The 13131-nt window shown below is 47.8% G+C and carries 5 protein-coding genes and 1 pseudogene; 3 read left to right on the top strand and 3 right to left on the bottom strand.

Going from position 1 to position 13131, the window contains the following annotated elements; all coding sequences use genetic code 11:
* Positions 1-5: 5 nt before the first annotated feature.
* Positions 6-2855 (bottom strand): TIM-barrel domain-containing protein, encoded by a 2850-nt coding sequence (locus ABIE50_RS14100; protein WP_209860489.1) that lies wholly within the window; start codon positions 2853-2855, stop codon positions 6-8.
* Between the two features lie 487 nt (positions 2856-3342).
* Entirely contained in the window at positions 3343-7356 is a 4014-nt protein-coding gene (locus ABIE50_RS14105) for a hybrid sensor histidine kinase/response regulator (protein ID WP_209860487.1), read from the bottom strand.
* A gap of 455 nt (positions 7357-7811) precedes the next feature.
* Between ABIE50_RS14105 and ABIE50_RS14110 the strand changes: the two genes are divergently transcribed.
* Positions 7812-8612: a DUF4350 domain-containing protein gene (locus ABIE50_RS14110; RefSeq protein ID WP_209860485.1), complete on the top strand. Its 801-nt coding sequence runs from the start codon at positions 7812-7814 to the stop codon at positions 8610-8612.
* On the opposite strand, the gene queG is transcribed toward ABIE50_RS14110, so the two are convergent.
* Positions 8609-9523 (bottom strand): tRNA epoxyqueuosine(34) reductase QueG, encoded by a 915-nt coding sequence (queG, locus tag ABIE50_RS14115; protein WP_209860482.1) that lies wholly within the window; start codon positions 9521-9523, stop codon positions 8609-8611. The genes ABIE50_RS14110 and queG overlap by 4 nt on opposite strands.
* A gap of 52 nt (positions 9524-9575) precedes the next feature.
* On the opposite strand from queG, the gene ABIE50_RS14120 reads away from it, so the two are divergent.
* On the top strand, positions 9576-11606 hold the full coding sequence (locus tag ABIE50_RS14120) for a transglutaminase family protein (protein WP_209860480.1): 2031 nt from the start codon (positions 9576-9578) through the stop codon (positions 11604-11606).
* A gap of 3 nt (positions 11607-11609) precedes the next feature.
* Positions 11610-12248: pseudogene (locus ABIE50_RS32230) on the top strand (DUF3857 domain-containing protein); the annotation flags it as partial.
* Positions 12249-13131: the final 883 nt, after the last annotated feature.

Genomic DNA, 13131 nt, shown 5'->3' on the forward strand with positions numbered 1-13131 from the left:
CCAGGTCAGATGGCCCGGACCGTTTTTGCTATTCCATTATATGTTATCATTTTACCTGTCTTATTGCTGATATCCGGTCCTGCCGCATTTTCTTTCCCCACGAATGTTACGAGGAAGTACCTTTGCTGCAGCATACCCGGAAACCTGCCTTCCCGTTGACCTATAGTGAGTGTTTGCGCAGCTTCATTCCATTGGAAGGAAATGTTGCTAAAAGCGCCTTTCTCATATTGATAGTTATTATTTTCATCTTCATAAAGCGTGAATTCACCGTCTTTACCTGTATACACATACAGCTGTATGGTATCTGCACGGCGCTCACCGGTATACTGGAGGTCAGGGCCTACCGGCAGAATGGCGCCTTCCTTTACATATAAAGGCATTCTTTGCAAAGGCGCTTCGGCGGTAATATGCCGGCCACCGGCTTCGTATTTCCCGGTGTAGAAATCGTACCAGCCATTACCTGCAGGCAGGTACAAATCGCGGCTGCGTGCATGGTACTCCGTTACAGGATTTACCAGGAGAGAGGGACCAAACATGTACTGGTCGCTGATATTCAGTACCGCGGTATCCCTGCCATAATCCATTACCAGCCCGCGCATAATCGTATAGTCGTGGTGGTAAGTGCTGCCTGCAATGGAATAGATATAAGGCAGCAGGCGGTAACGCAGTTTGTCGTAGTACAGCATAGACTGGTACGCTACACTGCTGTCGGGAGCAATGTTGAACATCTCACGATAAGGGTATTGCCCGTGAGAACGGAACAGCGGGCAGAAAGCGCCATACTGGAACCACCTTGTATTGAGCTCTCTCCATTCTTCCAGTGCCGGCCCCTGCGGATTGGGACTGTCATATTTATCTTCCACAAAAAAGCCTCCTATATCTGTAGTCCAGTAGGGCAGGCCGGAGAGGCTGAAATTCAGTCCGCCGGGGATCTGCCTTTTAAACTCGGTAAAGGTGGCGCCTATATCGCCGCTCCAGGTGGCGGCGGCATAGCGTTGCAGTCCTGCATAAGCGGAACGGGTAAGAATGAACACGCGCTGATCCGGTTTTGCAGCTCTTTGTCCTTCGTAAATACCTTGCGCATTTACCAGTGCGTAGGTATTGAAGTATTGGGTAGAAGAGCCGAGCGCAGTGGGATCCATCAGTTTTTTGCGTTCTTCGATAGAGGCATTGGAAAGGATATCCGGCTCTGTGGCGTCCAGCCACCAGGCGTCCACACCTTTGCTGAGCAGGTTTTTCTGCAACAGGCTCCAGAATAGTTTACGCGCTTCAGGATTAAAGGCATCATAGAACGTAGATACGTAACCGTTACCTATCCAGTCGCGCTGCCTGTTTTTGATATTCTGTTTGTATAACCAGCCTTTGCTGTCGAATAATTTATAGTTGCTGATGCCTTCATAGAATTTCGGCCATACGGAGATCATGAAGTTGGTATGGTACTGTTTGTGCAGGCGGCTGATCATGCCGGCGGGATCCGGGAAACGTGCGGGATCAAACTGCTGGCTGCCCCACTCGTCCTGTTTCCAGTAGCTCCAGTCGAGTACGATATTATCCAGCGGGATCTTTCTTTTGCGGAATTCTGCCACGGTGCTTTCAATCTCCTGCTGCGTTTTATACCGCTCCCTGCTTTGCCAGAAGCCCAGTGCCCAGCGTGGTATCATGGTGGCTTTACCTGTTACCTTTCTATAACCGCTGATCACTTCGTCCATATTTTCTCCATACATAAAGTAATAGTCGAGCTTTTCACCTGCTTCGGAGGTTAGCTGCATTTTATCCGGTCCTTCTTCCGGGGTAGGAGGAAGGAATTTAAGGGAGATAAAAGATTGCGCGGTTTCCGGGATCCATTCTACTTTTACGGTAGCCGGTTCTCCTTTTTTAAGAAGGTGGCGGAATACAGAAGCGCCGGGATTCCAGCTTTCGCGCCATTTGTCCAGCTTCAGCTGGCCATTGATCCATACTTTGGTATAACCCGAAGTGGTCATGAAAAATTTATACTCGCCTGTTTCATCTGCATTCACGGAGCCTTCCCAGGTTACCTTTCCTTTTACCATTGGAAAGGAAGGAGGAAGCGACGATAAACGGTCCAGGAATTCGTAGTCGATCTTATCCTCTACCTTTTTTATATATACCGTATTATTATTACGGTCGCCATAGGTGGCACTAAAACCGCCTGTTTGTCCGTCGGCCGAGGTTAAGTGTAATTCAGACATTTGTTTATAGGGACGGTTATCACCAAAACGTGTAATGGAATAGTTATCCCATAAAATACCGTAGTTCCGGCTGGACACTACAAAGGGAACCGCCGCTACAGAATTGTACTGAGTGAGGTCTACATCCTGGTTTTTGTAGTTCATTAAGCCGGTCTGGTGCTGTCCAAGTCCATAGAAAGCTTCACCGGCGGGGGATTCAAAAATCTGCTGGATCCGGTATAGGGATTTGTTGCCAATAGTAACCGGGGAAAAGCGTTTGCCACCGCCGGCCTGTTCCTGTAATATAATATCGCCTGTTTTATCGCGAAATGTCACTTCCCCGGTATTCAGTGCTACTGTAGCGGTGATGCTGGTTGTTTTCAGCGTAACGCTTTCATTCCGTTCTTCTGAGTCCCATTTGATGGTATTACCGGTGGCATCTACGGCCATGAGACTTGGAGATCCCGTGAAATGATCGTCCGGGGTGGCGGTTACATGGATCACTTTATCAGAAACCACCTGTAGTTTCACCTGCCTGGCGCCGTTCCGGGCGGGGTTTTTTAAATGGATCAACAGCCCATCAGCCAATTTTTCCACCTGCCCGGCATAACACCAGGAAGTGAGGAACGTCATTAATACGATCGGTATCGCCCTCTTTATCTGCATATTTGAACGGATTTTTTCGTTGGTTGAACGTGGTTGTTACAAATACAGGTTGTGGTACCTGTACTCCATTTTTCAAAAACGTGTTACTTCAAAACGTGTTGAAACAAAAGTAAAAGGAGGTCACGAATCCGAGGGTACGGGTATGTTTTTGATGTGGGGCGATTATGTTAACTCCTGGTATCCGCAGGGTAACAATTTGATTTCGGTAAGGGCATTAAATGTTAACGTATGGCAAATGAAAGGGCTGGTTATAAAGCTGTTATAATAAGAAGATGCCGATGAGAGAACCTGTGATCAGGCAGTACAGCAGGATTTCAATCAACAGATACAGGCGATTGCTTCGTTTAAAGTTTTGCTTGAACATAGTAGGTTTGATAATCGATCCAACAAAATTATCTATTGCCCCCCTGAAACAGGGGGCGCATTTCGTTATTTCATAGGGCAGATTTGTTGTTTTGCAGGATGATGTACTTTTGAAGTAGGGGTATTATTTCTTCTTTCCGTAAACAGACGGAAGCACGTTGTATTCCATCTTGAAATATTTTGTAAAGTATTTGGGATTATTGAAGCCCACTTCATAGGCCACCTCTGCTACGGTAAGCTGGCTTTTTTCCAGCAGTTGTGCAGCCCGCTTTAAACGGATGCTCCGGATAAATTCGATGGGCGATCGCCCGGTGAGGGCCAGGATCTTTTTATACACGGATACCCGGCTCATGAAAAGCGCCCTGCTCAGTTCTTCTACCGAGAAGTCGGGATTGGCAATATTCTTCTCTACAATTTGCAAAGCCTGTTGTATGAATTGTTCATCTGCCGATGAAATGGCTATTTCTCCCGGGTTGGCTTCTATATATTGCTGGAATGTTTTCCTGAGAGATGATTGCTGGGAGATAATGTTCCTGAGCCGTGAAAGCAGTACCTCGAAGTTAAAAGGCTTTGTAATGTAATCGGAAGCGCCGGTTTCCAGGGCTTCCAGCTGCTGGGCTTCTTCGGCCCTGGCGGTGAGCAATACAATGGGAAGGTGCGCGGTGCGTTGCAGGGCGCGTACCTTTTTACATAATTCCAGTCCATCCATTTCCGGCATGGAAATATCGCTTACTACCAGGTGCGGGAGCGTGTGCTGCAGCACTTTCCAGGCGGCAAGCCCGTTCTCTGCTTCAATAATCTGGAAGTACTGGCTGAGATTATCTTTCAGGTAAAAACGGAAATCCTCGTTATCCTCTACCAGTAAAACCACCGGTTTTTTAGAGTTGGTGTTCACCGCAGGAGGCGCTGTAACGGTAACGGCAGTACGTATTGTTTCCTGCACATCGCCGGGAACAACAGCAGCAGCTGTTTTAACCGGGAGGTATACCGTAAAGCAGCTACCCATTTCCGGGGCGCTGTCTACCGTAATGCTACCCCCATGCATTTTCACAAATTCCTTTGTAATAGAGAGCCCGATCCCGCTGCCCTGGTTCACCATGGAGGCCGGTACTTCATGCTGGAAGAACCTTTCAAAGATATGTTCCTGTTTTTCCGGGGGAATACCGATACCATTATCTTTTACGGCAATTTCCAGTTGCCCGGCAGTTTCCTGGTAACTAACCTGAACGGATATACTGCCATTTTCGGGGGTGAACTTAAATGCATTGGAGAGGAGATTAAAGATGATCTTCTCTATTTTATCGGCATCATACAACATTTTCAGCTCCTGTACATTGCTCTGAAAGCCCAGCTGTATATGTTTTTTATCAGACAGGTCGGAAAAAGAGCCGGTGAGGTCTTTTACAAAGCTGATGATGTCTCCTTCTGCGGGATGCAGTTTGATTTCCTGGACTTCCATTTTACGGAAGTCGAGCAGCTGGTTCACGAGGTTGAGCAGGCGCCGAGCATTGCGCTGCATCAGCTCCAGCTGTACTTTCAAGGGGCCTTCGGTTGTTTGGCGCACAATTTTTTCCAGTGGCGTAATGATAAGGCTCAGCGGTGTTCTGAATTCATGGCTTACATTGGTAAAGAAGCGGATCTTCAGCGTATCCAGTTCGTGCATACGTGCAGCTTCCTGTGTTTGCTGTTCCATTCTGAACTTCAGTCTTTCCCGTTCCAGTATGATGCGGCGGGCCAGTAGCAGCGCCCCCAGTATGAGCAGTATATAACCGAGGAAGGCAGGCCAGGTTTTCCAGAAGGGTGGGAGTACTTTTATTTTCAGGGTAAGGCCTTTCTCATTCCATACGCCATCGTTGTTGGAAGCCTTTACGCGGAAAGTATATTCGCCCGGGTCGAGGTTGGTGTAGGTGGCCTTTCTTTGCAGGCCGTCGGTGTACAGCCAGTCTTTATTAAACCCTTCCAGCATATAGGCGTACCTGTTCTTTTCCGGGTGGAAATAATTCAGGGAGGCAAATTCAAGCGAAAATACATTTTCACCATGCTTCAGGGTGATGCTTTGTGTTTCCGGAATAGCAGCCTTCAGTAGTATGCGCCCGTTGATCTCCTCTCCCGGGAGCACGCTTTTGTTAAAGATCTGCAGATCAGTGAGCACCACCGGAGGGATATTATTATTGAGGGCAATGGCATCGGGGTAGAAGAGGTTGAAGCCGTTGCCGCCGCCGAAAATAAGCTCACCGCGACTGGTTTTCAGGGCGGCGTTTTCGTTGAAATCCTTTCCCTGCAGGCCGTCGGATTCGTCGTAATTTTTGAAAGTATAGGTATTACCCTCAATGGTCATATTACACAGGCCATTGGGAGTGCTCATCCAGAGGCGGTGGTCATTGGCTTCCAGGATGTTCAGGACGGAATTATCCGGGAGACCGTTCTCCTTGCGGAGGGTACGGAAGCCGTTGGTTTTCGGATCAAAGAGATCCAGTCCTTCCCTGGTGCCTATCCATATGAGGCGGCGGCTGTCCTGGAAAATACATACCACGTTATTGTGACTGAGGCTGGTGCTGTCGCCCGGGAGATTGTTATAATGTTTGAAAGTGCCGGTGGCGGGATTGTACACATCGAGGCCATCTGAGGTGCCTATCCAGAGCTTTCCCTGGTGGTCTTCCATGAGGGCGGAAATGTACCTGGACTTCACTTCCCGCCTGTATTGCCGGAACCGGCCTGTAGTGGGGTCCATCCGGTTAAGGCCGGCGCCGAGGGTACCTACCCACAGCTGGTGGCGGCTGTCTTCCAGTATTTCCCATATACTGTTATCGCTGATGCTGGAACTGTCTGCCGGGTCGTGTTTATAATGGATAAAACGGCCGTTGTCGAAGCGGTCGAGCCCACTGAAATAGGTACCTACCCATAGTTGTTTGTTGTGATCAATGCAGAGGCTCACGATCACATTGCCGGAGATGCTGTTATTATTGGCAGGATCGTGCCGGTACTGGGTGAAGGTGTTGCGGGCACGGTCAAAGTATATCAATCCGCCCCCATTGGTGCCTATCCATAAGTTACCGGCTGCATCTTCCACAAACCGGTTCACATCGTTATACGGCAAACTGTTACGGCTATACGCCTGGTACTGGTAGAGCGGGAATTTCACCATGTTTTCATGGTAAAAGTTCAGTCCTTTTTTGAAGGTGCCTATCCATATGATGCCGGTATTGTCTTTATAAAGCGTGGTGATACTGTTCTGGCTCAGGCTTCGGTTATCTTCACTGATATTCTCTATGTAACGGATGCTTTGAGTTTTCTTATTAATGATATTGATACCGCCATGATCGGTACCTATCCACACCAGGCCACTATTATCCGGAACGATGCCTCTTACAATATTGTTATTCAGCGCCAGCCCGGGAGTATTCTGGTCGATATGCCGGAAACGTTGTGTGCTTACGTCAAAATAGTAAACGCCGTTGTCCTCATTTTTGCTGAACATCCACAGGTCGCCGTCGGCATCTGCCACCATTCCCCAGCCACCGGTGGGGATTTCAGCTCTTACGAGTGTATTATCGCGGTAAACAACCTGGTGACTGCGGGCGTCCATTTTTTCCAGCAGGCCATTACTATGCAGCAGCCAGTAGATACCTGCTTTACCGGGCAACAGTACAGACACGCTGTTGGTACCGATGCTGCCCCCGGAACCGGTATGCGTAAACCGTTTTACCTTGTTGGCTGCACTTACCAGGAAAATGCCTGCGGAAGGGTGCAGGAACCAGTACCCGCCGGAAGGATCTTTCACGATATCTGTGACCGTGTTGCCGGGAAAGCCCCACTGGCCCAGGATCTTTTCAGGGCGCCGGTTAAAACGGGCGGTCACCGGGTCATAAATATTAATGCCAGCCCGGGTCTGGATCCAGAGCTGCTGTCCTGGCCCGGCCATGATCCTGCTGATATTATTATCTGCTACAGAGGTGGTATCGCGCAGATCGTGCTGGTACACAGTGAAATGATAGCCGTCGAACCGGTTCAGACCTGATACAGTCCCTATCCACATAAATCCTGTGCTATCCCTGAAAATACAGTTTACCTGGTTGTTAGACAAGCCCTGGTTGATATCAATCCGGTTGAACTGATAGGGGAGTGTTTGTCCCCGCATTATTATCGTAACGAGGAATAAAAAGATAAATATAAAGACCCGCTTCCGCATGTACACCTTACCTGGTTGAAAAATTGTTGGTCTGACAATTATAGTTATAACTATTGCGCAACAATATACCATAAAACGGAAATAAAAAAAGAAAGGTCGAAAGAATTCGACCTTTATTGCTAAAATTCCACGTTATGGCACTCAGGTCCATAAAAAGTTAATCAGCTAAAAATCCGGCAAGCCGGTATATGATAAATGATATTTGCGGTTTTATGGGGATAGCCAGCTTCTTGCTATACAAAAGTAGGTGAAGGTAAAACGATTGTCAAGAAATTAGCAAACAATATTTAAAAAAAGATTAAAATCACCCCGGAGCCTTATTTTTTTCTGCGGCTGGATAATTTCAGGATAATGGGTTATAATCTTTAAAGATTATTGAGTACTTTTTTGCCAATCTGAAAATCATGAAACGTATTACTTTATGTATGATGCTGTTAGCAGGAGCGGGATTGGCCGCCTTTGCGCAGCAACCGCCTGCAAAGGGGGGCACTGTTACGCTCGATTATTATTACAACAACGAGTTCAGAAAGGATAAAGCCGGTAACCCGGAAAGATGGCATTACATCTGGGGGGAAACGGATAACGGGGGCGTGTCGCTCTGGGGACATATTTTCGACTCCCTGGGAGTAAAAAGGGATAGCCTGTTAACGGCGCCCACGGCTGCCAACCTGAAAAATACAGGTATCTATATCATCATCGACCCTGATACAGAAAAGGAATCGCCCCGGCCTAATTATATGAATGAGAAGGATGCCCGCACCATTTACGAATGGGTAAAGGCAGGCGGGGTGCTGGTATTGCTGGAAAACGACTCTGCCAATGCCGAGTTTGCGCACTTTAACCGGCTGAGCGGGAAATTTGGTATCCATTTTAACGGCGACAGCCGCAACCGGGTGCAGGGCAGGAACTTTGAACAGGGCACTTTCCATATTCCTGCCGGGCATGAAATCTTTTCAGCGGGGCGGCAGGTGTATATCAAGGAACTATCTACTTTAACACTGAAAGCGCCCGCACGGGCGGTTTATAAAGACGGCGACCATGTGATTATGGCGGTGGCGGAAGTAGGAAAAGGAAAGGTATTTGCTGTTGGCGACCCCTGGTTTTATAATGAATATGTGGATGGAAAGAAGCTACCGGCATCTTTCCAGAACTATGAAGCCGCAACAGACCTGGCCCAATGGCTGGTTAAGGCGGCCAACCGCTAACTGTTCAGGAAATTGATGTTTCTCCGGATACCTTCAAACTTACTGCGCTTAAGCGGGGAATGGCGGAAGATGTTTTTAAAGGCTTCTTCCGTCAGCTCTTCCCAGTCGCGGGTGGAAAAATTAAGAATGGCCGGCACTGGCGTAAATGCCGCCTCCCGGTTGGCTTTGGAGAACCGGTTCCATGGGCAGACGTCCTGGCAGGTATCACAGCCAAACATCCAGTTATCAAATTGTCCCTTCATTTTATCAGGGATCAGCTGCTCTTTCAGTTCTATGGTAAAATAAGATATACACTTGCTGCCATCCACCACGCCGGGGGCTACCAGCGCCTCTGTAGGGCATGCGTCCAGGCAGCGGGTACAGGAGCCGCAGTAATCGGCCACGGGACCATCATATTCCAGTTCAATATCGGTGATCAATGTAGCAATGAAGAAAAAGGAGCCGGCCTGTTTATGGATCAGGTTCCCGTTTTTACCTACCCAGCCTAACCCGCTGCGGCTGGCCCAGGCACGCTCCAGTACAGGGGCTGAGTCCACAAAGCCCCGGCCCTGTACGGGGCCGATGCGTTCCTGCATCCGCAGCAGCATCGTTTTCAGTCGCGCCCTGATCACCTCATGATAATCCTGGCCATAGGCATATTTGGAGATGCGGGGGGCATCTGCACGTTGCTGTTCGGAAGGGAAGTAGTTAAACAGCAGCGTGATCACCGACCTGGCGCCATCTACCAGCCTGCGCGGATCTATTCTTTTATCGAAATGATTTTCCATATACTGCATGTTGCCATGCATGCCCTTATTCAGCCAGGCTTCCAGTCGCCGTGCATCGTCGTCCAGCTGCTCCGCTTTCGCAATGCCGCAATGGTCAAATCCTAATTCTTTGGCCAGCTCTTTTATGAATAATGTATGGGTCATCCGGGCAAAATTAGCATATTATTTATATCTTCGCCAGGCATATATATCCCATATGCCCGTTAACTGTATGCGCTATACCTTTTCTTTGCTGGCTCCCATTGCCAGCTGTTTGTTCGCCCTTTCCACCACTGCCCAGGATGGAAGTAAAATGAAATTTGGAAAGGTTTCCAAAGAAGAATTTGCTGTAAAAAGATCGGAGAAGGATACCGGCGCGCATGCTATCATCCTGTCTGAGATCGGTTCTTCCATTTTTGAGTCGGATGGAAATGATCTTCGACTGGTGTATAAGGTACACCGCCGTATTAAAATTATGGACAAGAATGGTTACGATGTAGCCACCGTACTGGTACCCATTTACAAATCCGGTTCCTCGGAAGAAAAGCTGCTGAACCTGAAAGCTGCTGCTTATAACCTTGAAAACGGGGAAGTAGTGGAAACGAAGATGGAGAGCAAAAATGTGTTCAATGATAAGCAGGATAAAAACCTGCTTGTCAAAAAGTTTACCCTGCCTGCGGTAAAGGAGGGTACCATCATTGAATACATTTACACGATTTCCTCCCCTTACTACCGGCATCTGCGCGCCTGGGATTTCCAGGGGCAATATCCGCGCCTGTGGAGTGAGTACAGTGTTGCTATACCTGAGTATTTCGATTATATGCTCATCCCCCAGGGGTATGAGCCATATGTGGTGAAAACAAAAACATTTTCCCGTACTACCTTTACCTTCCGTAATGAATCGAGCGGATCCACCGGCCCTTCCAACCTGGTAACTGTTACGCCTTCTGTAACAACCTACAAATGGGCGTTGAAAGATGTACCGCCGATTAACGAAGAGAGTTATATCACTACGATCGATAACTATGTTAACCGGGTGGAATTCCAGTTATCCGCTTACAACTGGCCGGGAGAGCCCCGTAAGCCGGTACAGAGCACCTGGGAGGAGCTGATGAAAGACCTGATGAAGGATGAAGATCTGGGTGGCGTACTGAACGCCAACAACGGTTTTCTTTCCGACCAGGTGGCCGAACTGGTAAAAGATGCCAAAACGGATAAGGAAAAAGTACAGAAGATATATACATGGGTACGCGATAACTATACCTGTACAGATCACAGCGCGTTGTGGATGGACAAATCGCTCAAAACCGTTTTTAATTCAAAGAACGGGAACGTGTCCGACATCAACATGCTGCTGGTGGCTATGCTGAAGAAAGCCGGCCTGTTTGCCACGCCGCTGTTGCTGAGCACCCGCAACAATGGATATGTATACCAGTTCTACCCGTTATATACCCACTTTAACTATGTGATTGCTGGTGTGAACCTGGGGGAAGAATATATTAAGCTGGATGCGTCAAGACCTCTTATGGGCTTCGGAAAATTGCCTGCGGAATGCTATAACGGTGCGGCAAGGGCCATGGACGATTTTGCATCGCCGGTGATATTGGGAGCTGATTCCCTGAAAGAACAGCAATTTACCAGTGTTATGCTTGGGAAGATAGAAAATGGCATGATAAGCGGAACTTTCATGCAGCGGCCTACTTACTTTGGTTCCTATAAAATAAGAACGAAAATAAAAGAAGAAAGCGCCGATGAGTTTTTTAAGCAGGTTACAAAATCATATACAGGGGATATAGAGCTGGAGAATAAATCGATAGAGGATCTGAAAGAACTGGAATCGCCCATAATGGTGAAGTATGATTTCAAACTGCCGGTAGGCGAGGGAGATGTGATATACATCAACCCACTCCTGTCTGAAGCATACAAGAGCAATCCTTTCAAGGCAATGGAGCGTAAGTTCCCGGTGGAGATGAACAGCGTATATGATGAAGTATATTCCTTTAACCTGGATGTGCCGGAAGGATATGTGGTAGATGAATTACCTAAATCTGCCATGGCGAACTATAATGAAAATGAGGGACAGTTCCAGTACCTTATCCAGCAAACGGAAAACCATATACAGCTGCGTTGTCGCGTAAAATTGAATAAAGCCAATTTTGATCCGGAAGAATATGCCACACTGCGCGATTTTTATGACCTGGTGGTAAAGAAGGAAGCAGAACAGATTGTCTTAAAAAAGAAAAAATAAGATATGCGCAAGCGGTTAATATTTAGTACCCTGTTGTTCCTGGTTGCAATATCATCAGTATGGGCCGGCGACCCGGTCTACCCCGCAGTAGCCATTCCTGATTCGTTGAAGAAAAACGCGCACCTGGTAAAAAGGATCGACGAGCAGACGGTGAAAGTAAACGATCTGACGGATATCCGCCTGGTATCGCATACGGTAGTCACCGTGCTGGATGAATCGGGTGCGGAAGAAATTAGCCTTGAGGCCTATTACGATAAGCTGCGGGAGATCCGTTCCATCAGTGGTGCATTGTATGACGCCGAGGGCAGGCTGCTGAAACGTTTGAAACAAAGCGATATCCGCGATGTGAGCGCCGTGGGGGATGGCAGCCTGATGTCTGATGCCCGTGCAAAACTGCACAATTTCTATTATAACGTATACCCCTATACGGTGGAGTATTCAATAGAAATGCGTTTCAGCACAATGAACTGGATACCGGACTGGCAGCCGCAGGATAATATTTCAACAGCTGTGGAAAAGAGCAGGCTTACCATTATTTTCCCTGAGAACTATGAATTGCGCTACCGCAGTTATTGTTATGAAGGCAAACCGGTAATCGCCACAGAAAAAGGCAGCAAAGCCATTACCTGGGAGGTTAACCAGCTGGCGCCCCTCAAACATGAAGATTACGCGGTGGAACTATACCAGCGTACCCCCAGCATTTTCCTGGCTCCAACTGATTTTGAGATGGGGCATTATAAAGGCAAAATGACCACCTGGAAGGATTTTGGGAACTTTGTGTACCAGCTGAATGAAGGCCGGGATGTACTGCCTGATAACATCAAAGCAAAAGTACATGAACTGACAGATGGGATCAGCAGCCGTCGTGAAAAGATCAGGGTGCTGTATAAATTCCTGCAGCAAAATAACCGCTATATCAGTATCCAGCTGGGAATAGGAGGATGGCAAACCTTTGATGCAACATCTGTGGCTGCAAATGGCTATGGCGATTGTAAGGCATTGTCGAATTACATGATGGCGTTACTGAAAGAGGCGGGGATCAGGTCAAATTGCGTGCTGGTAAAAGCAGGAAGGCATGAGCATACCTTGCCGGAAGACTTTCCGTCTGCACAATTTAATCACGTTATTCTTTGTGTGCCGGACGCAAAAGACACCACCTGGCTGGAATGTACCAGTAATACAGTGCCTACGGGTTACCTGGGCAGTTTTACAGACAACCGGCCGGTATTGCTGGTGGATGCGCAGGAAAGTAAATTAATCCATACCCCGGTGTATGGAATGGACAGTAATGAACAGTTACGCCATGTAGACGCTGTGATTGACAGTGCCGGAAATATTGATATTAAAGCTACCACCATTTACAGCGGGCTTCAGCAGGATGATTTGCATGACATGTTGCATTCACTGAGCCGGGAAAAGCAGCTGCAGGAACTGCGTAAAGGATTAAATCTTTCCAGTTACGATATCAATAATTATAACTGTACAGAACTGGAAACGCAAATACCTTCCATTGAAGAAAAACTGG

It is taken from the genome of Chitinophaga sp. OAE865 (genome assembly GCF_040546735.1).
In the GTDB taxonomy this organism is placed as follows: domain Bacteria; phylum Bacteroidota; class Bacteroidia; order Chitinophagales; family Chitinophagaceae; genus Chitinophaga; species Chitinophaga polysaccharea_A.

Coding starts and splice junctions, on each gene's coding strand:
- ABIE50_RS14100 (WP_209860489.1), bottom strand. CDS start 2,855: ATGCAGATAAAGAGGGCGATACCGATCGTATTAATGACGTTCCTCACT.
- ABIE50_RS14105 (WP_209860487.1), bottom strand. CDS start 7,356: ATGCGGGGACAAACACTCCCCTATCAGTTCAACCGGATTGATATCAAC.
- ABIE50_RS14110 (WP_209860485.1), top strand. CDS start 7,812: ATGAAACGTATTACTTTATGTATGATGCTGTTAGCAGGAGCGGGATTG.
- queG (WP_209860482.1), bottom strand. CDS start 9,523: ATGACCCATACATTATTCATAAAAGAGCTGGCCAAAGAATTAGGATTT.
- ABIE50_RS14120 (WP_209860480.1), top strand. CDS start 9,576: ATGCCCGTTAACTGTATGCGCTATACCTTTTCTTTGCTGGCTCCCATT.